Here is a 22636-nt window from a genome sequence, read left to right as displayed (position 1 = left end):
TTGCAATTGAGTTTACTTATCATTTAGAATGGCATTAAAAATAAACTATTATTGCTCTTATGTCTCAATTTACCGTTATTGTTATCTTACTCATTGCTATAACTGTGCTCTACTGCAGTAATCGCCATCAAAGATTACTTACTAAACCTATTTCTAAACACTGGCGTACACTTGCGCTAATGCTGTTTATAACTGCAATTATCATTTCTTTTTCTACACTGTCTAAATTAGCAGCAAGCTTCTTTATTATTTTAATACTGATGCTCGCTTTAATGGTCATGCCATTTGCAAGCTTAATTAAAGTGAAAGGGCTAAGAAATGACATCTGAGCAAAGACAAAAAATTCAACCAACTTGGCTTGGTAAAAGTTTAGCTGGTGTATTGCTGGGTTTAGCGCTGGCTTATATTCTGATTGCTTTTTTTGCTTGGTACGGCCCAGGCGGAATTGATGCCCAAGACAAGGTTCAATTTAATATGTGGATGATCCCGATTTTATGGCTCACGCTCTTTAGTTTTACTTATTTATTTAATTCAGCGAGGCAAGTTTGGCTCATACTCGGTGGAGCAAATGTTATCTTGTATAGTTTATTTTTGCTGTTAAGGGGTGGATTATGAAAGTAAGAGCCGATATTTTACGCACCTACCAAGGTGTGCATACATGGACGGGGATCATTGCAGGTTTAGTACTTTTCATCGGCTTTTATGCTGGTAGTTTGACCATGTTTAAACATGAAATCCAACAATGGGCAGAGCCAACTACTGCACCACTTACCGATCCCACTACTACAAACTATCAAAGCTTAGTCGACAAAGCCATCACTGTTTATCCTGAGCAAATGGCAAAAGGTTTTGAACTCGACCTTTTAACAACAGCTGCGCCACTGTCGTGGTATACACAAGGTCAAGCTCGTGGCATGCACCTAGATAATCAACAGCAAACAGCATATCTTGATGAAGATCAAAAGCTGATAATTGCTGATCAAGCAGAACATAAACTTGCTGATTTAATCGATTACCTACACCGTACCGCAGGCTTTATTGGTGAAATTGGCCACGACCAATCTGGCGTTTACATTCTTGGTATTGCTGCAGGACTGTATTTTTTAGCCTTGGTGTCCGGTGTAATTATCCTTTTACCAACACTAGTAAAAACATTTTTTGCGCTGCGAAAAGAAAAAGGCCCGAGTCGCTTTTGGTTAGATAGCCATAACCTTATTGGCGTTGCGAGTTTGCCCTTTCATTTGATCATTGCGTTTACTGTTATTGTATTTGCTTTTCACGACTTAATTTATGATGGTTTGGCCCAGTTTTATGGTGACAAACCACTATTTGAGCGTCCCCCAACCGCAACACACGCTTATAACATCAGCGAACTGAAACGTATTGATACACAAATACTAGCGGCTAAGGGCTATGCTACAGGCTATGAGCCAATACATATTAGCTACAGTCGATTGAATTTAGCGTCCCCTTCCGCTGTATTTAAAATGAGTAATGATTCTGCAGTGGTACGTGGACCTGATACGGATTATTTATTTATGAACCCGTATACTTTAGAGATCAGCGGATCAACTTACCCACAGGGTGAAGAAAGCTTCTGGGGCAATTTTGTCGCGAGTATCTTTTCACTGCATTTTGGAACATATGGCGGTGAGTGGGGTCGCTGGGCTTACTTTATAATGGGACTATTCGGCGCATTGCTTTTTTATTCAGGCAACTTATTATGGATAGACAAACGAATGAAAAAAGATGCAAATAAAACCGGCACACATATTATGGCAAAGTTAACGATTGGCGTGTGTTTAGGATCCATGCTCGCTGTTGTTGCAGTATTATTGTTAGCAAAATGGAGTAACATACTGATAAATAACATTAATCACTATTATATGCAGTGTTATTATGTTGTTTTTTTTATTTCCTTAGCCTACTGCTTTACACTAGGCGCTAACAAAGCAAGCTATACTGGCTTAATAACATTATCGATTTTAACCGTATGTTTACCCATCTCGAGTGTTATTCAAGGCCTGAATAATTTAGCTCTGCTCCCCTATTACGAAAGCTATTCTGTTGATTTTATAGCCACACTTTTCTCAGTTATGTTTTTCTTTATCGCTAAACGCTTAAAGCAAAAACCCATTAAAGATAAAGTAATTCTGGATCACAAAACAATAGAGTTCATAAGGTAAATAAAGGCTCACGCATTGTTTAATACATGAGCCTGCATCACTTAATGGCTGCTATTTATCGCAAATATATTAAATTGTTACATTAATCTGTACACTCTGCAGATAATTTCCTTTTTCATTTTTTATACGTTATGTCTCGAGTTATTTCTCCTTTTTTCATTGCTGTTATATGTGTATTACTTGCCATGGTGACTATTCAGTCAGGCGCTTCAATTGCTAAGCAACTGTTTCCAATAATTGGTCCAGAAGGGACAACCGCACTTCGTTTAGGTTTCTCAGCAGCTATATTGTGCTTAGTGTTTAAACCTTGGCGCGCCTTTCCACCACTGGGTCAACGCATGCCAATTATTGTTTATGGCTTATGCTTAGGCGGTATGAACATTTTATTTTACTACGCCATTGAGCGTATTCCATTGGGGATTGCGGTCGCCCTTGAATTTACCGGCCCGTTAGCGGTAGCGCTGCTATCATCGCGACGTAAGCGAGATTTATTTTGGGTCGCCTGTGCTATATCGGGGATCGTAATGTTGCTCCCGGATATGAAAGGTGAAGAAAGTCTCGATCTACTGGGCGTGATTCTGGCACTGGGTGCTGGTGCATGTTGGGCTGGCTATATCTTATTTGGCAAAAAAACGGGGAATCAAAGCTCTGGCGGGATGACTGTTGCCCTTGGTATGAGTGTCGCGGCACTTATATTAGTGCCTTATGGTGCTATTTCTCAAGGTGGTGCACTACTAAGCTGGGAAGTGATCCCTTTAGGTTTATTGGTTGCTATTATGTCAAGTGCCCTACCTTATACACTGGAAATGGTTGCACTGCGAAATATGCCTGCACAAGGGTTTAGTATTATGATGAGCTTAGAGCCCGCTATTGCGGCACTTGCTGGCTTTATAATTTTAGGCGAGTTATTAACTCTTTGGCAATGGTTAGCCATTCTTTTGGTGATAGTTGCATCGGTTGGCAGTTCAATGTCTACAACTAAAGACAGCAACTAACAAACCAAAAAAGACGTAAAAATATTAGTTATAAAGCTAAATGTTGATTTTGATCAAAGGGGAGTAACGTGTTTAGACAATACGATTACCCCCTGCATTTTTTGCAACATACATTGCTTGATCTGCATGTTGAATAAGTTGTTGTTCATTCTCGCCCATTTCAGGATAACTGGCGATACCGATACTGACTGAAAGCTGTAATGAATGTTCATCTATCACAAAAGCTTGTTCGCACTCTTTGCGGATTTTTTCAGCTGTTTTATGTACGTCTGAGCGTAAGCTAATCCCATGAAGTAAGACTAAAAATTCGTCGCCACCTAAACGCCCAACAGTATCAGACCCTCGAACACACCCTTGTAGCCGAGCAGCAATGGCTTGTAATAATCGATCACCACATTGATGCCCATATGAATCATTAACTTCTTTAAAACCATCAAAATCTATAAATAGTAGCGATAATTCAACCTGCTGTCGGTCAGCTTTCGTTAATGTTGATTGAATTCGGTCAAGTAACAGCATGCGATTGGGCAACCCAGTTAACTGATCATGTCCCACCATATGTTGTAATTGCTTTTCAAATTTTTTGCGCTCGGTGATATCATGAGCAACAGCAATTCTGAACTGATGTGAATCAGACCAGCGGACAGACCATAATATATGCACCACTCGCCCGTCTTTTCTCACCCAACGATTTTCAAAGCGCGGTTTAGAGCCTCCAGATAATAACGTATCTACTGCGTCAAGCGTGATCTCAATATCTTCTTTATAAACAAAGTCGAGCATTGGTTTACCAATTACTTCGCAAGGCTCGTAACCAAAAATGTCTTTAAAAGCCGCGCTCACAAAAACAAATACCCCTTGCTTGTCAACCACGCAAACAGCGTCAAGCATCAGTTCAAGTACATCCGAGAGACAAATCACACCACTATTTTTCATTCAACTCCATGCCTCAAACAGTAAAAATACAGTCTTTATTATTTATTTACAGTACCCATCAGTTAAGCAATCAATCATTGCGTAATAGTGTATAACGTATCTTAGGATACGGTTCATTGCTGTTGAGAGCTATAAAGAAATAATAATATATTGCGATAATAAAACTAATCATAGTGCGTTTTATCAAATACCACATTAAAAAACATACAAATATTAGGCCACGTTATGTTTCTCTGTTAATAAACTAGCTTATTTATTTAGTTTTGCTCTTTCCTACAGCATTAACTACCGCTTCCTCAATCGAATGTAGTTTAAAAGGCTTTGAAATAAACATATCCATGCCAGCTTCTTTGCACGCAACTTTATCGGTAGATGATGTATTTGCAGTTAATGCCACTATTAAGGTATCTGCATAAGGACAAATATGTTGTGCTCGCAAAATTTTAGTGGCCTCAAGTCCATCCAGCTGCGGCATCACGCAATCCATAAAAATAAGATCGTATTTTTTTTGCTTACACTTTAAAATTGCGTCTTCGCCATCAACTGCAAAATCGGCTTTAATATTTAATTTTTCAAGCGAAGCGTCCAGTACCAATCGGTTTATTTGGTTATCATCAACAACTAAAACCGATAAATTAGTTGCCGCTATGACAACGTTTACCCGAGGATTATTTTCGATTTGTACGGCGCCGACTGCAAGTGGGATATCCACGATAAATGTCGTACCCTGATTAAAAGTACTATCAACCGTTATTGTCCCCCCCATAAAATCAATCAATTCTTTTACGATTGCCAAGCCTAAGCCGGTACCACCTTTACTCTTTTTGGCGTCTATTTCTTGTGTAAAAGGTGAGAACAATGAATCTAAAAATGAGTTGGTCATCCCCCTTCCGCTGTCACACACTTCAAGATGCAAGGCTAATTTATCACCGACTACATTCACATCAGCATTAAATTTTACCAAGCCTTCGTCAGTGAATTTTAACGCGTTACTTAATAAGTTTGACGCAATTTGGCTCAGCCGAGCATTATCGCAATAAGCCCAACAGTCATCTGCTATCGTTATATTTGTTTGAAAATCAACCTTACTATCTCTAAACAATGGAATGTACAACGAAGCAAGATCAACAAAAATTGTTTTTAATAAAAAATGATTTGGTTCGAGTTTTAACTCACCGTGGTTTATTTTTGAAAAGTCGAGCACTTCGTTAATTATACTCAGTAAAATATCCGCGCTACGCAAAGCTATCTTTAGTTTTTCAACTCTCTTATCTTCACGACGCTCACCTAATAGCGTAGTTAACATTCCGGTTATGCCGTTCAATGGTGTCCTGAGTTCGTGACTTATTTTAGCTAGTAGCATGCTTCTATCTTCTAACATGCGCTCTGCTTCTGCTTTTTTATTTTTTAACTCTTCGCGAAGCATGACCGATTCAGTCACGTCTTGTAAGGTACCAAATAACCTCACACATCGACCATTTAATAATTCAGCTTCACCAAATGTTGATACCCACAAAGTCTGTCCATTAGCGGTAACAAGTTCGAGGTCGAGATGCCATTTCTCGCCACTTTGTATTGCAGAGTTCACTGCATTAACGATGCTTTCTCTGCTTTCTCCTGCTTTAAAAAATTCAGTCGCAGCATTAAGATCAGGAACATAGCTATCACTAACTTGGTAAATACGTCGTGTTTGCTCGCTCCAAGTGACTTTATCAGTGAGTAAATCAACTTCCCACGTGCCAATATTTGCTACAGCCTCTAATTTTAACAGCGTATTGTTGTTTTTAATAAGCTGTTCATTGGTGATCTTGCGGGCAAACTCAGCACCCAGCCATTGTGCAAATAACTCAACATAGTCATGGGCTTGTTGTGAAAAGGGAGTTGATACAGCCGGTGATGAAAAGTTAACTGTACCGAATACATTTGAACCGACTTTTATTGGCGCCCCAATATAAGATTCGAGCTGGAAATTTAGGTAACATGGGTGGTTTGCAATGCGACTACTCGACGCTTTATGAAAAGTAAGCGCGGCATTTGCTGCGAGTGTATGTACACAATAAGTGCCTTCTAAATCAAACGTTGTACCAGAGGCTAAAGAATTATCAGGTGTTATAACGTAGAGCACGGTATAAATATTTTGTTCAATTTTACTAACAATCGCGATATCTAAATTAAATACATCAAGCCCAAACTTGAGCAAACTATGCGTTTTCTCGTCAAAACTTTGACTTTGATCAGATACAATATCATGGAAGCTTCGAAGGAAATTCAAATAAATACCTCGTATTATTTTGCATAGCGACAGATGCTATAGCTAAAAATCTTATCTAACCACTTCATATTGGTTAATTATTATAGCGTGTAATTAAATATTTACCTTACTAAGGCGACTGACCTTTCGGGATTAAAATTTGTTCTATTTAGGTTTAACACTTAGATCATAGTATGTTTGCCAGTTATGCTGCGTTATCGCCTATTTATGGGGAATTACCACACTACATAAGCTCAGCCTAGCCTAAAAGCCAAACACATTGCTGCAAACTTCGAAATAGAAACACACGCTACCCTAACTTTAGAGTAGAAACTTTTCATCAGCAATAGTTTATTTATATTTTCAGTTAGTTATAAAGCTCCATTTATAAAATAAGGCCTCAATTGAGACCTTATTACTTAACCTAAGCAGGGGTTACTAAGTGGTATGCATTAAAACTGCCACCCGAGCGATGCCCAATAACGGCGTCCGTCTTCGACATAACCATATTCATTCTCAGTGATATCTTTATCAAATAGGTTATAAATACCAAAGCCTAACTTTACGCTTTTAGTCAAAACATAATTACCACCCACATCGGCTAACGTGTAGTTAGGTGCAATTAGGCTGCTTTGTGAAGGTCCTGTGGTTGGTTGACTTTCCTCACCACGATAATGCACACGTAACCACCCCCTAACTTATCGCTTGGCTGCCAGTTTAACGATGTTTGCACTATATGTTTAGGTAACTGATTGAGAGGACTGCCTTTATATTGCCCGGTTTTTTGCTCAGAATCGGTATAAGTGTAATTAGCGCTTAAACCTAAATCGCTGGTTAAGTCGTAAGAAACTGAAAATTCAAACCCTTGAGTCACGGCTTCATCAACATTTACATAGGTTGTCGGATCTGAACCAAACTGATTTTGGCCATCCGTGCATTGCGTAAGTGGGCATGCAATTCGCGTAATTTTGTCATCAAACTCATTGTAAAACACCGTACTTGAGATTGTGTAATCACCACGTGGATCGTAATAAATACCCATTTCATAATTCAATGACTTTTCAGGACTAAGATCTGGGTTGCCATAGATATTGCCGCCTCGACTTACTTGTCCCCAGTCTGCATTTGATTGACGAATATTAGGCGCTCTAAAACCTGTCGAAATACCACCTTTGATAGTGATAGCCTTAGACGCGGTATAAACTCCATATAAACGTGGACTCCAATGGCCTGAAAAATTATCGTCGTGGTCGTAACGCAAACCTGTGGTGAGCTTAAATTTGTCGCTGGTGCTCCACTCATCCTCAGCAAATACCGACCACTGTTTATTTTCTACATGGGTTAACTCGCTGATCCTATTACTCGTGTAATCATCAAGCACTTCTTTTAAGTAGGCTGCACCAAGCGTCGCGTTATGACCGGCAAAAATCGGTAAAGTCCAACTGGTTTGCGCATCCGTGTTTTCAACAAACATTTCACGAGAAGTATTATCGTACTTATCGTATTTTAAATAGCTGCGCGAGTTACCAAAGTCATAATAACCGTTATGGGTTAACGAGTAAGTTTGTTGCTCATACTCTGTTGTCGATGATTCTGGGCAACCTCTTCGGCCACAGCTTTCACCCGGCGCCAATGGTTCAACTGTTTTACCCAGTGTGTTTTCAAATTTTTGCTGCGCGCTGCCAACCTCTAGCATTATTTCGTGATTATCGTTTGGCGTTAAAATAAACTTCGCTTTAAGGTTACTTTGCTCTTTGCCCCTAAAGCCTGCAGTAAAGTTATCTTCGTCACGTTTGGAAAACTGCCCATATAATTGCACACCTAATAATTCTGGGACAAGTCCACCAGCTGCGAAAAAACTACCTTGATTAGTATTACCTGACCGATAGCATCTGAGCCATACAAGGACGACATAGGCCCACGTATCACTTCAATGCGTTCAATTGCAGAGATTGGCGGTGTCCATGCACCTTCAACACCTGGCCCATCACTGTTTGGCCTTGTTTCACGTGATGATTGTCGCTGGCCATCAACTAAAATTAATGTGTATTGGCTAGCCATGCCTCGCAAGCTTATATCTTTGCGATCGCCACCGCCGGTAACCACAACTCCAGGAACATCGGTCATTGCATCGGTTAAGTCACGATAAAAGCGTTTTTCCAGATCTGCGCGATCAATCACACTGATGCTTGCTGGCGCGTCCTTTAACATTTGCTCATAACCTGACGCTGATACCACGATAACTTCCATATCTTGTTTCGTTTCATCAGCTAACACTATTGAGCTGGATAAACTAAGCGCGGTTAAAATGGCGCTAGTTAACGGTATTAACTTACAACTTACCGTGTTCATGATTTTTCTCCGTGACAAATGCAGTTTAAATGATAATAATTAGCGTTTGCATGGTAGTGAGATGTTCCTTTTTCTACAATGTGTATTTTCTTAAAACAGTATTAAGTAAGACTTAACCAAATGAATACAAAATTACTTCGCGCATTAACTGTATTTGTGCGCATTGTTGAAACGGGTAGTATGAGTAAAGCCGCAGTTGATCTTGCCATGACCACATCAGCAATTAGCCAACAAATCAAACAAATAGAGCTTGATATTAAGTTGAGCTTATTTAATCGCAGTCCACGAGAACTGACACTCACCGAGGCTGGCGAGATTTATTATCAAAGCTGTGTAACCATCCTCACCGCTGCAAAACAAGCTGGTGAAAAGCTGCAATTTTTACAAAACAGCCCTAGTGGTCAATTAAAGTTAGTAGCACCGGTTGGATTTGGTGGCGGAATATTAAGTGAACCGCTTAAAAAATTAACCAACCAGTACCCTGATTTTGATGTGCAACTGACTTTATCTGACGAACCCCTTGATATAATAAAGTCGGGCGCTGATTTGGCTATAGCGATTGGCCCGCTGGATGATTCAAGTTTAGTTGCTCGGCCTTTGGCGAAGTGGCCACTCGTATTATGTGTACATAAAAGTCACCCATTGGCTGAGCATTGCACACTGTCGCCTTGGCAGTTAAACCATCATACTCGTATCTCGCATTGCACTGCAGATCACCCACTAACGCATAGTTTAAACAGCCAAAAAAAGCGCTCCCAAAACCACGTATCGTGGTTAATAACATGCACAGTATTATTCAATTAGTGTGTGATGGCGTTGGTTATGCAATTTTACCAAAGCCAGAAGTACAATCATTATTGCTAGAAGGAGAACTCGTTGAGTTATGCACTGACTGGCAACTGCCAACCTACAGTGTGTATGCAATTACCCCAGCAAGAGATATTTTGGCAGGTAAAACCAAAGTGGCTATCGAAATTTTAAAACAGCACTGTGATGAAATCTCAGATTCATTAAAGCAGTCTGCATAAAGCAAATTATCCTAAACTTACTTGTAACTACTGCAACACAGCGGGTCTATATCTTAAAGTAACTTGTGTATATACTTTATGTATTGAATACCAATGATTGATGCATAATGACAACGGCAAAAAAGAAGAGTAATTTTTTCAGTAATATAATTTTTAATATTATTTTACCTGCGGTGATTTTAAGCCGCTTTAGTACACCTGATACGTTAGGCCCGGTATGGGCAGTAGTGGTAGCACTTGCTTTTCCGCTGTTATTTGGTTTGTGGGAACTTAAACAATCAGGCAAAGTAAACTTTTTCTCAGTACTTGGCATTATCAGCGTACTACTAACTGGCGGTATCAGTTTATTTGAACTTGACCCAGCTTATATCGCGATTAAAGAAGCGATGGTACCAGCAATTATTGGTGTGATTGTATTGATCAGCCAGTACACCCCTTATCCGCTGATCCGTAAATTACTAATTAACCCTGAATTGCTTGATATCGATAAACTTATGCATTCGTTAGAGCAACAAAACAACACCGCGGTATTTGATGCAAAAATGCGTCTTGCCGGTTTTATTGTTGCCAGTGCGTTCTTTTTATCTGCAACACTCAACTACTTTTTAGCGAAAAGTATTGTTGTTAGTATGCCCGGCACCACAGCTTATGCCGAAGAGTTAGGACGTATGACTTGGTTAAGCTACCCAGTCATTGTGGCGCCGACTATGGTGCTATTAGGCGGAGCAATTATTTTCATTTTTAAGCAAATAGGTAAATTAACTAAACAACCTATCGATGAATTTATATTGCAGTAAGTGGTTACTCAAAAGCCTTAGCGATACATTTTAATAAACCGCCTTACGCAATCTTCAATATATGCTGCTGGCGGTACATCATTAATTTTTGCGTGCCCAAGTGCATGGCGTAATTTCCAATCACCTGTGGCCATGCCCAGTAACTGTAACGTGGCAAACTTAGGGTTGTCGATATCAAGCAAGCCCGCCTGTGCAATACTACATAAGCAGACCTCTACCTGCTGCATCACTACTTTAGGGGCAGCGTCATAAAACAATAAGGCCAACTCAGGGTATTCATCTTTGTGCGCTACGCACGTGTCGTATACTTTCAATGCCTCGGGTGAAAATACCAGTGTAATAAAATTAGTCACAACACGTAGTAAGTTTTCCTCTAGGCTTTGCGCTGGCTCAAAACGCTCTTTACGTAAGTTTGAGGAGGAACAATGCGCTGTTACAGTTTCAACAAATAGATTATTTTTGTCTTTGAAATGACTATAAACCGTTTGTTTAGATACTTGGGCTAATTTAGCAATTTGATCCATGCTGGTATTAGGAAAGCCTTTATCCATGAACAAGGTCGTTGCAGCTGTAATAATTTGTTGTCGTTTTTGTTCTGACCGACTTAGGGTAGTTATTTCCATTTTCACCTCAAATCAAACTAGACAGTCTAGTTTGATTGATTTATATTTATACAAAATTAGACTCTTGAGTCCAATTCTAAATCATTCTGCGTCTAGCACAAAGCATAACTGTGTTTAATGCACCTGACTAACCACGCTGATTTAACATGGCGATAAATAAGGATATTATAATGAAAAAATATCTGCTAAGTGCATTCATTTTATTCACATCATTTATATGTTATGGCGAAAGTCTGGTTCATGTAGCTGCCTACACAGTACAACAAGAGGCGGGCTATTATCAAACACGTACGCTTAGTGGCAAAGTGGTCATACAAAACGATGCAAAGTTGAGTTTTGAATTTCCAGGAAAAATTGCACAAATTTATTTTGATCAAGGCGAGCAAGTAAAACAAGGCGATATTATTGCACGCCAAAATACGCAGCTTTTAGTTATCGAAGAACAAAAACTCCAGGCGCAAAAACAACGAATTCAAGCACAACTTACCTTCGCTAAACTTGAAAAAAGGCGTTTAGCAGAACTTGATAAAAAGAACTACTCGGCCACCTCGGCACTTGACCAAGTTAAAACCAATATCGCTGTACTTAACGCAGAACTAGCCGCAATAGCAGCAAACTTGAATGAAGTCAGTATCCGCACTGAAAAGGCACATTTAACCGCGCCATTCAACGGTATTTTAGGCCAGCGCTTTGCCTCACAAGGTGAAATTGTTGCAGCCAGTACACCGATTGTGCGTTTAATCGAAAACCAACATGCGCAAGTAAGCATGGGGATCCCACTGACACTGCAAAGCACCATCCAAAATAGCATGGACATTGAGATTGCCGGACAAAACTTTACTGCACAATCTATCAGTAAAGGAGCGAGTATCGACCCACATACACAAACCTTAACAATGCGCTTTGCTTTGCCAAGTAGCGCAGTTGTTTATGCTGGTCAATTAGCAAAATTAACAGTGCAACAATATCAGCAACAAAGCGGTTTTTGGGTGCCTCTTGATGCCCTTGCCGATGGTGTGCGCGGTACTTGGCAGGTTTATCAAATAAAAAACAAGGTACTAAAACCTATCATTGTGCAGCTTTATCATGCCCATGATGGCTATGCGTTTATTGGCGCCCCATTACACAATGGTGCGCAAATTGTTGCCAATGGCATGCATAAGCTGTCGGCCAACATTTCGGTTAATGTTGTTGCAAATCAACCAACCAAGGTGCTGTGATGATCCGCTATTTATTTAATCACGGGCGTGTCCAAGCGCTTTTAGTGGCGTTACTTATCGTTAGTGGTTTAGCTGCGATCAGTGGCTTAGCGCGCAGTGAAGATCCTCGAATAACTAATCGTATCGCTATCGTAACCACTGCTTTACCTGGCGCCAGTGCTGAGCGAGTTGAGGTGCAAATAAGTGAGAAAATCGAACAAAAACTAAAATCCCAAGCTGAAGTAAAGCATTTATCGTCGATTTCTCGTCCTGGGCTCTCAGTGATCACCATTGAGCTAAAAGACGAAGTCACGAACGTTAAACCCATTTGGTCGCGAATGCGTGATTTATTAGGTGATGTCAACAACCAGTTGCCAGTAAATGCTTCATCACCGCTACTGGATGACGAGCGTGGCTATGCTTATACTCGTATCTTATCGCTTAACGCCAATGACGATATAACCACATTAGCAACGGTTAATCGCTATGCAAAAGAACTGCAAAATCAATTACGTAATGTTTCAGGTGTGGAGTTGGTGCATTTTTTTGGCCAAGTTGATGAGGAAATTTTAGTTGCGGTTGATCAACAAAAAGCCAGTTTAGCTGGTATTCCTTTAGCGCATATTCATGCAGCTATTCAAGGTGCAGATGCAAAAGTAGCCGCTGGTACCCTTACAAATGACAAATCGCAAATGCAAATTGAAGTGACCGGTGCGTTTGACTCGATTGCTCGCATTGGCGCAATTCCACTAAGTAGTAATCAAAATGCAGGGCAATATCAACTCTCTGATGTAGCCCAAATTACTCGCTCAGTAAAAACCCCCGTGAACGAAATTGCATTAATTGATGGAAAACCCGGTATTTATATTGCGATCCGCATGTTACCAAACTTGCGTATCGATACTTTTTCTAAGCGTGTTGATGTCGCCATCGATAACTTTAGCCAAGACTTACCAAGCCAAATTTTACTCCAAGATATTTTTGATCAACGCGGTTATACCCAAACTCGTTTAGCCGATTTACTCAGCAATATTACCGTGGGGTTTGTGCTTATTCTAGTGGTATTATTTATCACTTTAGGTTTTAAAGCTGCTCTGGTTGTCGGCACCGCGTTACCTTTAACCGTATTGTTTACGTTAGTAAGTATGCAGCTCTATGGCTTACCTATTCATCAAATGTCGGTTACCGGTTTAGTCGTGGCACTGGGCATTATGGTTGATAACGCCATTGTGATCACCGATGCTGTTCAGCGCTTTCGCCAACAAGGCCTAACAGCTTTAGCCGCAGTAGAAAAAGCCGTGGCACATTTTTGGCTTCCACTGCTTGGCTCAACTCTAACAACTATTTTAGCGTTTGCACCGATTGTGCTGATGCCAGGTGCTGCAGGAGAGTTTATTGGCGGTATTGCCTTAAGTGTTATTTTTGCCTTAATTGGTTCATACCTGATTTCACACTCTTTAGTGGTGGTATTTGCAGGGCAATTTATCAATAACGAACAGCGTACTGGTATCTTTTATCAAGGTATACGCACACCTAAACTCAGTAAACGCTTTGAAGCAACGTTAAAACGTAGCCTAGAAAAACCAATACTCACTTTACTACTGGTCTTTATACTCCCTGTTGCCGGTTTTTTTGGGGCAGGACAACTCACCGAGCAGTTTTTCCCGCCCTCAGATCGCGATATGTTTCAAATTGAAGTGCATTTTGCCCCTCATGTGAGTATTACATCAACTCGACAAGCCATAGAGAAAATGGATCAACTAATTCGGCAATCTGAAGGCATTGAAAAGCTTGATTGGATGATCGGAACTAATTTCCCAAGCTTTTACTATAATATGCTCCAGCGTAATCGCGGCGCCAATAACTATGCGCAAGCGATGGTAAAAGTAACCGACTTTAAACGTGCCAACGAGTTAATAAAAAGCTTGCAAATACAGCTTGATAAAGCATTTCCAAACGCACAAACTTTAGTCAGAAAGCTTGAGCAAGGTCCACCATTCAATGCACCAATTGAAATGCGTATTTATGGCCCAAGCCTAGATACTCTCTCTGAACTGGGCCAACAATTACGCACGCAGCTCATTGCTCATAACGATATAACCCACACCCGTCCAACCTTATTGTCGGGCTCGCCTAAACTATGGTTAAACACCGATGAAGCAGCGCTGACTCATGCAGGATTAAGCCTAAGTAATATGGCAACACAACTACAAAACCAGTTCAATGGTGTCGTGGTCGGCAGTATTATTGATAATACCGAAACCGTTCCCGTACTCGTTAGAGTTGCAGATAAGCACCGAGATGATATTAGCTCGCTATTTAGTACGCAGTTAAATACGCCAGCTAGTTCAAACCAAATAGATACTGCACAACCGCTAGTGGTTGAATCATTTGCCAGTGCAACACTGAGCCCTTCTCGTGGCTCTATCGCTCGCCGTGACGGTGAACGTGTTAATATTATCGAAGCTTATTTAGCAACTGGCGTATTACCGCAAACCGTACTGAATGAAGTGACCGCCACCATTGCACAATCAGGCTTTGTATTACCCCATGGCTACAGATTAGAGCTCGGTGGTGAGTCGCAAAAACGCAACGAAGCGGTTAGTAAATTGCTTGGCCAAGTGGGGATTATTGTCGTGTTATTGATCACCGTACTGGTGATGTCATTTAATTCATTTACCACCACAGGGCTAATCTTAATAAACGCCCTGCAAGCTGCAATGCTGGGCTTGCTCAGTGTATTTATTGCTGGCTACCCGTTTGGTTTTACTGTGATCATTGGTTTATTGGGCTTAATGGGACTGGCCATAAATGCCGCCATTGTCATTTTATCAGAGTTAAATTCACTGCAAGCCCTCACTGATAAAAACAAAATCGTTGCCGCTGTGATGACTTGCTCACGCCATATCAGCTCCACTACCATCACCACCGTTGGTGGCTTTTTACCACTCATACTCGCCGGCGGAGGTTTTTGGCCTCCGTTTGCCGTCGCTATCGCAGGTGGTACTGTATTAACCACTGTGTTGTCATTTTATTTTGTTCCTGTGGCATATTATTTAGTATCAAAACGCACGCTACGCACAAAAAAACATGGAATTAACGCACACTAGTAAATTTAAATTAATATCTTTATTTTTAAATTATAAAACATCATTGATATAATATTTTTATGAGGTATGATTACTTTAAATAAGAGGAACATCATGTTTATATTAATATCTCACCCACAAAAAACAAATCTCACCTTCGACATTTAAGCCGAGTGTAACTCTTACACTCGGCAGTCTCACTGTATTATTTTAAATTTAAGTTCGGTTCAGTTTTCGTGGAGATTTAGTCCGTGTTTGCTTTTCTGTTCGGGTACAAAACCCCTGCTTTTTATAAGTATAAAAACTATTTAAGCCAAAGTTCAGCATTTTTACATCCGCTGAAACTCGCGCATGTGTTGCAAAAAATAGAGTATTCACAACGACCTTGGTCAAAGTTTAGCCCACATGTACAAATTGGCTGTACCGTAGTCATCCAGCATACTGATACGGGTTATAAACGCCGTATAAGCTTAGTTCCGGCTACAGAAAAGGGGCTATGTAATAATGTTGTGTCATTACACTCTTCTATAGGTACTGATCTTTTAGGACATAAAATAGGTCACATTTTTGAGTGTAAAGAATATGGATGTTTTCACTCTTGGCAAATATTAGCAATTAATAGTAAGGAGAATTATATAGAGTAAATCATTTCAATTTTTATTTATTAATTTTTATATATTTAATTGGAGTTATTTATAATGAGTAAAGAAAAAGCTAAAAAACCAGCAAAAATGACGTTAAAAGAAAAGCGAAAAATACGTAAAGAGAAAACAAAGACAACCGAAAAGTAAAGAGTTGTCACTTTACATATAACGTTTCATGGAAACCTTAATAAAGTCCAAAGCTCGGCATTATAAAAATGTCGGGCTTTTATCGTTTAAATATATTAATAAAAAAGGCCTCAATAAAGACCTTTGTTATAGATGAAGTTTAAATAAATCTGAATTAGCTACTGTATTGTTGGCACGGTAATAATTGATACAGAGCCTAGCGGATCTACGTTATAGTCTTCACTCGGTTCGCCTTCGTCAGCGGTGATGATTAATTTACCATCGGGACTGAAAGTTACCATATCTGGCAGTGCTCCGACCGCAGATATCATTTCAAGCTCATAACTACTCGTGTTAAACATAGCAACAACGCCAGTATCAGTTTTCACGCCTGACTCGATCGCAGCGGCAAGTTTTCCGTTTGATACTGCGACAGAATTAACACCTGCACCGTAATAGCTAATATCAATTGCGCCAAGTGTTGCAATGTTATTTGGGTTAGCAAAATCAATCACTTCAATACGAGGAGCGTTAAGCAAGCTGCCGTTATTTACTACGAATAAACGTTTTGTTTGTGCATCATAAGCCGTGATCTCTGCGGCGCCTTCACCACCTTCAATTAACAAGCGTGATGCAAAATCAAACTTGCCTTCGTTGTTTTCACTATAGACGGTGATATTACCACTGTCTTCGTTTGCAACTACCAGCTGCGCTTTTGACGTTGGGCTTTGATCAGCGGTTATAAATAACACCCCTTCTGGCGCATCATCACCTTGGGTAACGAGCATTTGCACAAAACTTACGGCATTAACATCACTAATATCATATACTGCAACCGCATCAGCACGCTCTAAAGCAATAAATGCATAGCGCTTATTGGCAACCATACCTGTTGTTACACTCTCAGGCTCAGTGCCTTTCGCATCACTGCGACCATCTGGGTAAACGCCGGCTTTATTAGCTTCAAAGGCAAGTGATGAACCACTATCAAACACCTGCTCACCGGTATCACCATTGAAGATTGAGAATGAACGTGCACCAAAACTATAGAGTTTATTATGACTTGATGCTGCAGTATCAGAATCAACATATTGCGATACTAATAAACGCCCTAATTCGACGTTGTTTTGTAATATACTTACGTCTGTAAATACCGACTCATCAAGCACGATATCTGCAACTTTCTCACCTTCAGCGAAGTTGCTAAACCAGTCACGTATATCCCCCTCGTTGGCAGTTAAAACGTAATCTATGCCATCTTGTGTAAATGTTGCGATGCCATCAGGTTGATACATACCCACTACGTTTGCGCGAGTTTGTAGTTTGATCATATTATCTTTATCACTGGCATCGATTTCATTGCCAGCCATACCATAATCTTTAAAGCCCAGCGGAAAAATATCAGTGATAGTTTTCGTGGTTAAGTCTATTTTTGCAAGGCCGTTATTCTCTTGCAATGACACCCATGCAGTGCTTGAATCAGCTGATACGGCGACATACTCAGGCTCAACGTCTGCAGCTAAATCTGCACCTTTACCAAATACTCGGAAGCCTTTGCTTTCAAGAGCCGCTTCTTGATCATTAAATGATGTGAAATTTAATGTAGTTGCAGCACCCACATGCATAGGAGTTTTGAAGTTTTTACGTCCAGGGCTGGCATAAAGTTGTGGCGCATTCTCATCAACAAGCTCTATAAATTCCATACCATCAGGAAAACGGCCATAACTATTAACATGGAAATCGCCATAACTGACTTGTTGATGCACTTGGCCTTGGTATTTTAGTTTAATGGTTTCGCCTTTGCCTAAGCCAAAGTCTTCATTATTATTTAAAATAGCCGTTGCGGGTGCACCGTTAGGTAACTGAGCACCCGTAACTAAATTCGGCAATAATACAATAAAGCCGTAGCCAGGAATTTCTGTACCTGCAGGGATAGTTAAACCCGCTTGGTTATTCGCTTCACGGTCTAAATCAACTAACTCCCACTCATTAGCTGCAAAAACAAATGGTTCAGAAGATGTGTTGTACAGCTCAACAAAATCAAAATCGGCGTCATCACGGCCTTTTGAAACCACTTCATTGATCACAATATTAGCGGCAGTTGCACCATCAACCGGCGCTGGTAATTTATTGGCAGCACCAGGCGTTGGCGCGAGCGCTTCATCTTGAGTGTGCCAATTACCACCATCTGGTAAACGCCCCCATGTAGACACATGGCTACCATCACTCCAATGTGCGCTATCTACAATTTGATTGTTGTGCACCAGTAATGCGGTGTCGCCTTTACCTAAACCAAAATCAGTATCGCCAGCAATGGCAACTAAAGTATCTGTTGGTGCATCAAATGGAATGCTAGTTTGATCTGTGGCAATCACTAAAAACCCACCTGCGGCGATGGTTGTACCTTGTGGAATTTTAATGCCCGGCTCTTTATCAATCTCAAAGCCTTTTAAATCATTTACTGCCCAATTAGCGTCACTAAAGGTAAATGCTTGTTCAGAGTTATTAAACAACTCAATAAAATCATAACCGCCTTCATTTGAACGCACCTCGTTGATCACCACTTGCCCTGCTGATGGTGTCTCAGTAATTTGGCTAAATGTTGCAGTAACCTCTTTATGGTTATTCATTGTAAGAGTTAAAGAATTCGCGCTATAGTCTGCGTTACCAATATCGCCAGACCATGAAACAAATTTATATCCTTGTGCAGCCTGAGCGTTTAGCATAACAATAGCACCTTGCTCATAATCAGCACGCTCTGGACTTATTACTACGTTTCCAGCACTTTGCTCTGTGATATTTAATATCAGTTGGTAACGCAAAGGCTCTAAATCATTATCATCATCTGCTAGATCACAGCCACTTAATAGACCTAGCATTAATAAGCTGCCTACTATCGGTTTCAATTTCATCACATTTCCTTGGTATCGTTTTAGTTTTAATTAATCACGATACCCTAAAGCGTAATATTGACAGCTAAATGTAATTATCATGTCAATGGGATGACATTGCGAACGAGAATAAACTATAAGATCATGATTTAATTTATAATTCACCTCATTCTAAATAACCAAAATTCAGACGTGCAGGTAGTAATTTCCAACTCTAACTACGTTGAATTTACTTGCCGTTGCTCTCTAACTAATAGCTGTAGTGATGTACTGAACATCAGATTGTAACTCTGCGCAATAGAAAAAATTTATAAAATGCTTAAAATTGTGAGGGACACTTTTTGGCATAAAAAGCGCAGCATAATCCGCGCTTTCAATTTACTCTGATACAGAAGGTTCAGTATTTGCTTGAGCATCGCTTACAGGAGCTTCGTCAGTTAACAAGTACTTTTCGAGCCATTGCTCTTGCTCCCAAAGCACATGCAGTAAACTCTTGCGAGCACGGTAGCCGTGAGCTTCGTAAGGTAACATCACTAAACGCGCTTCTTTACCTAAACCTTTTAGCGCAGCGTACATACGCTCGCTTTGCATCGGGAAGGTGCCGTGAGATTAAGGGTGGGTCTTCATCCCCATATAATTAAATTAACAAGCGCGGCATAAACCGCGCTTTCAATTTACTCTGATACAGAAGGTTCAGTATTTGCTTGAGCATCGCTTACAGGAGCTTCGTCACTTAACAAGTATTTATCCAGCCACTGCTCTTGTTCCCATAAAACATGTAATAAGCTTTTACGGGCACGATAACCATGGGCTTCGTAAGGTAGCATCACTAAACGCGCTTCTTTACCTAAACCTTTGAGCGCAGCGTACATACGCTCGCTTTGCATCGGGAAGGTGCCGTGAGATTAAGGGTGGGTCTTCATCCCCATATAATTAAATCAACAAGCGCGGCATAAACCGCGCTTTCAATTTACTCTGATACAGAAGGTTCAGTATTTGCTTGAGCATCGCTTACAGGAGCTTCGTCAGTTAACAAGTATTTATCCAGCCACTGCTCTTGTTCCCATAAAACATGTAATAAGCTTTTACGGGCACGATAACCATGGGCTTCGTAAGGTAGCATCACTAAACGCGCTTCTTTGCCTAAACCTTTGAGCGCAGCGTACATACGCTCGCTTTGCATTGGGAAGGTGCCAGAATTCGGGTCTTCTTGGCCGTGGATCATTAACATCGGCTCGTTAATTTTTTCAGCATGAAAAAACGGTGACATATTGGCGTATACATCCTGTGCTTGCCAAAAATCACGTTCTTCTCCTTGAAACCCAAACGGTGTCAAGGTCCTGTTATAGGCGCCACTGCGGGCAATACCGGTTTTGAATAAATCACTGTGAGCTAATAAGTTTGCTACCATAAAGGCGCCATATGAGTGGCCTGCAATGGCGATTTTATCTTTATCTGCAATGCCTTTTTCGACCAGCACATCTACCGCAGCTTTGGCACTTGCAACTAACTGCTTTCTAAATAAATCATTTGGCTCTTTACCATCAACACCGACGATTGGCATCTTCGGATCATCAAATACAGCAATACCTTTTGCGAGGTAAGGCATTGGCCCCCAATAACCTATGTAGGTAAATTCGTACGGCGATTCACGTACTTGCGATGCAACTGCTTTATCTTTATATTCCAGTGGGTATGCCCACATTAATACAGGTAATGGACCTTGCGTTTTATCGTAACCTGGAGGTAAATATAGCGTACCAGAGAGTTCAACACCGTCATCACGTTGGTAACGCACAAGTTCTTTAGTCACCCCTTTAAACGCCGGGTATGGATGCTCAAAGGTAGTGAGCTGAGTCAGAGTGTCGGCATCTAAATCGCGAATAAAGAAGTTAGGTTGTTCGGTCTTAGATTCACGAATAGTAATTAATCGCTCACCTTCATCATCAAGCATGGCACGAACTCGCTCGTAATATGGCGCTTTTGATTGCCATAAACGTTTGGTTGTATTGGTCTTAATGTCGTACTGATCTAAAAATGGCACATTCCCTTGCTCTGACGCACCATCACCGCGCAAAAATATATAACGTCCACCAACCACTTTAATAACGTTTACACCGAGATCATTTCGCTCATAAATAGCGTCGCCCGGATCTTTATAAGCATCGTTATAGCTGCGCTGTGAAAACAATACGCGGTTATTATCCGCATCGCGTGGTTGGATCACATAGGTACGTAACTGGCGATCACTAAAACGCCACTCGGTTAAAAACGCAACGTTTTCATTCGCCCACTCAATACCTGAAAAACGTCGTTCTAGTTTAGCAAATAGTTTTGGTTCACGTTTAAAAGGTGAGCGTAAACTATATAGATGATCATGATACGGCACATCGGTTTTCATATCGCCGCCATCTTGCGCCTGCGCCCAAATGAGTTCGGCACCTTGGTCATCACGCCACTGAAAATCACGACGACCCGTTCGCACACTGTCATAACCTTGTGGAATGTTGTCGGCCAGTGGCTGTTTAGACAATTGCGCTAACGTATAACCACGCATGCCAAGCACCTGCCACGTTGTCGCAAAGCGGCTATAGGGTACTTGATACGAAAATGGTTCGTCGATAGTGGCGACTAAAATATTGGTTGAATCAGGCGAGATCGAAAATGATTTAAATAATGCTGGTTTGCCAATCGATAACGCAACACCGCTCAGGGGAATATAAGTTAATTGACCTTGGCCGTAAAACTTAAACTGCAACTCATCAAACGGGCTGGTTAATAAATTTTGGTAAGTCCGTGCTGGCGCTTTTTGACCGCTACTTTGTTGAATAACCGGCACAACGCTATTTGCATCACTAACTAATTTCGGCTTGCCAAGGTTAACCGCTTGGTTAGCAACAATTGCCGTGCTATCTGGTAACCATTGATAAGGGGTAGCTGTTAGCACTGAATTAAGAGCCACAGTTGACAACTGACGTGCTTGTTTAGTTTCGGCGTTATACACCCACAATTGCGCCTGAGTTGGTTGCTCAACAATAAACGCTAAATATTCGCTATTACTTGACCATTTAGGTGAGCGGATCACCCCTTGAGGTAAATTATTAACGGTAATCACAGCGCCAGTCGCAATATGTTTAACTTGTAACGCACTAAATTTAGTGCGAGGACGTGAGCGTGAAAAGTTTGCCGGGTTTAACTTTATACCCGCCAATTTCAATTCTTCTTTTGCTAAATCATCTAATGTTTCAATACGTTTTCGCTCAAACAGCGCTAACCATTGACCATCAGCAGATAGGTAGCTACTCGGTGCTAATTTAGCATCAACCAGCGCGGCTAAATCACTTGATGGGGTTTGATACCCCTGCGCGCCATGGCTAAAATGACTAAAGCCAACACTCAATAAGAGGGCGAATAAAAGCAGCATGCTTTTCATAGTGTATCCTTGGTATTTTTTATTAATTCCTGTATATAAACATGTTTTACAACATTCATAAAGTTTTTACGATTCTACCTTCAATA

14 protein-coding genes and 3 pseudogenes are annotated in these 22636 nt (G+C 40.7%); 9 read left to right on the top strand and 8 right to left on the bottom strand.

What is annotated here, in order from left to right:
• Window positions 1-318: 318 nt before the first annotated feature.
• The 3 genes from P4S61_RS20240 to P4S61_RS20230 all read left to right on the top strand — a co-directional run bounded on the left by P4S61_RS20240 (window position 319) and on the right by P4S61_RS20230 (window position 3181).
• On the top strand, window positions 319-615 hold the full coding sequence (locus P4S61_RS20240) for a hypothetical protein (RefSeq protein WP_337119078.1): 297 nt from the start codon (window positions 319-321) through the stop codon (window positions 613-615).
• Window positions 612-2186 carry a PepSY-associated TM helix domain-containing protein gene (locus P4S61_RS20235; protein ID WP_337119077.1) on the top strand — a complete coding sequence of 525 codons (1575 nt, stop codon included), beginning with the start codon at window positions 612-614 and terminating at the stop codon, window positions 2184-2186. Before P4S61_RS20240 ends, P4S61_RS20235 begins: the two co-directional genes overlap by 4 nt.
• Before the next feature lie 131 nt (window positions 2187-2317).
• Window positions 2318-3181, top strand: a complete 864-nt coding sequence (locus P4S61_RS20230) for a DMT family transporter (RefSeq protein ID WP_337119076.1) — start codon at window positions 2318-2320, stop codon at window positions 3179-3181.
• A gap of 72 nt (window positions 3182-3253) precedes the next feature.
• Here the strand turns inward: P4S61_RS20230 and P4S61_RS20225 are convergent, their stop codons facing one another.
• From P4S61_RS20225 to P4S61_RS20215, 3 genes and pseudogenes are all read right to left on the bottom strand, one after another.
• Window positions 3254-4117 (bottom strand): diguanylate cyclase domain-containing protein, encoded by an 864-nt coding sequence (locus P4S61_RS20225; protein WP_182757410.1) that lies wholly within the window; start codon window positions 4115-4117, stop codon window positions 3254-3256.
• Between the two features lie 253 nt (window positions 4118-4370).
• Window positions 4371-6389, bottom strand: a complete 2019-nt coding sequence (locus tag P4S61_RS20220; protein WP_145234230.1) for a hybrid sensor histidine kinase/response regulator — start codon at window positions 6387-6389, stop codon at window positions 4371-4373.
• Between the two features lie 431 nt (window positions 6390-6820).
• Window positions 6821-8720: pseudogene (locus tag P4S61_RS20215) on the bottom strand (TonB-dependent receptor domain-containing protein).
• Between the two features lie 120 nt (window positions 8721-8840).
• Between P4S61_RS20215 and P4S61_RS20210 the strand changes: the two are divergent.
• From P4S61_RS20210 to P4S61_RS20200, 3 genes are all read left to right on the top strand, one after another.
• On the top strand, window positions 8841-9524 hold the full coding sequence (locus P4S61_RS20210; RefSeq protein ID WP_337119075.1) for a LysR family transcriptional regulator: 684 nt from the start codon (window positions 8841-8843) through the stop codon (window positions 9522-9524).
• On the top strand, window positions 9503-9748 hold the full coding sequence (locus P4S61_RS20205) for a LysR substrate-binding domain-containing protein (protein ID WP_337119074.1): 246 nt from the start codon (window positions 9503-9505) through the stop codon (window positions 9746-9748). Before P4S61_RS20210 ends, P4S61_RS20205 begins: the two co-directional genes overlap by 22 nt.
• 107 nt (window positions 9749-9855) lie before the next feature.
• Window positions 9856-10545, top strand: coding sequence for a VC0807 family protein (locus P4S61_RS20200; protein WP_145234236.1), 690 nt, complete (start codon window positions 9856-9858; stop codon window positions 10543-10545).
• 17 nt (window positions 10546-10562) lie between these two features.
• Here the strand turns inward: P4S61_RS20200 and P4S61_RS20195 are convergent, their stop codons facing one another.
• Entirely contained in the window at window positions 10563-11168 is a 606-nt protein-coding gene (locus P4S61_RS20195) for a TetR/AcrR family transcriptional regulator (RefSeq protein ID WP_145234238.1), read from the bottom strand.
• A gap of 170 nt (window positions 11169-11338) precedes the next feature.
• On the opposite strand from P4S61_RS20195, the gene P4S61_RS20190 reads away from it, so the two are divergent.
• The 3 genes from P4S61_RS20190 to P4S61_RS23040 all read left to right on the top strand — a co-directional run bounded on the left by P4S61_RS20190 (window position 11339) and on the right by P4S61_RS23040 (window position 16100).
• Window positions 11339-12388, top strand: a complete 1050-nt coding sequence (locus P4S61_RS20190) for an efflux RND transporter periplasmic adaptor subunit (protein ID WP_337119073.1) — start codon at window positions 11339-11341, stop codon at window positions 12386-12388.
• A complete protein-coding gene (locus P4S61_RS20185; protein ID WP_182819316.1) occupies window positions 12388-15477 on the top strand; it encodes an efflux RND transporter permease subunit in 3090 nt (1029 codons plus the stop codon). The genes P4S61_RS20190 and P4S61_RS20185 overlap by 1 nt, the downstream gene beginning before the upstream one ends.
• Window positions 15478-15707: 230 nt before the next feature.
• Complete coding sequence (locus P4S61_RS23040; protein WP_182757415.1) at window positions 15708-16100, top strand: GreA/GreB family elongation factor; 393 nt, start codon at window positions 15708-15710, stop codon at window positions 16098-16100.
• Window positions 16101-16405: 305 nt separating this feature from the next.
• On the opposite strand, the gene P4S61_RS20180 is transcribed toward P4S61_RS23040, so the two are convergent.
• The 4 genes and pseudogenes from P4S61_RS20180 to P4S61_RS20165 form a co-directional block, all read right to left on the bottom strand.
• On the bottom strand, window positions 16406-19138 hold the full coding sequence (locus P4S61_RS20180; RefSeq protein WP_337119072.1) for a choice-of-anchor I family protein: 2733 nt from the start codon (window positions 19136-19138) through the stop codon (window positions 16406-16408).
• Between the two features lie 357 nt (window positions 19139-19495).
• A pseudogene (locus P4S61_RS20175) lies at window positions 19496-19720 on the bottom strand (alpha/beta hydrolase family protein); the annotation flags it as partial.
• Window positions 19721-19791: 71 nt separating this feature from the next.
• Window positions 19792-20016 (bottom strand): annotated as a pseudogene (locus P4S61_RS20170) (alpha/beta hydrolase family protein); the annotation flags it as partial.
• A gap of 71 nt (window positions 20017-20087) precedes the next feature.
• Window positions 20088-22541, bottom strand: a complete 2454-nt coding sequence (locus P4S61_RS20165) for a S9 family peptidase (RefSeq protein ID WP_337119290.1) — start codon at window positions 22539-22541, stop codon at window positions 20088-20090.
• Between the last annotated feature and the right edge of the window lie 95 nt (window positions 22542-22636).

This window comes from Pseudoalteromonas sp. B160 (genome assembly GCF_037162485.1).
GTDB lineage: Bacteria > Pseudomonadota > Gammaproteobacteria > Enterobacterales > Alteromonadaceae > Pseudoalteromonas > Pseudoalteromonas rhizosphaerae.
The sequence above is the reverse complement of the archived record's forward strand: the minus strand, read 5'-3'. Positions and strand labels throughout refer to the sequence as shown.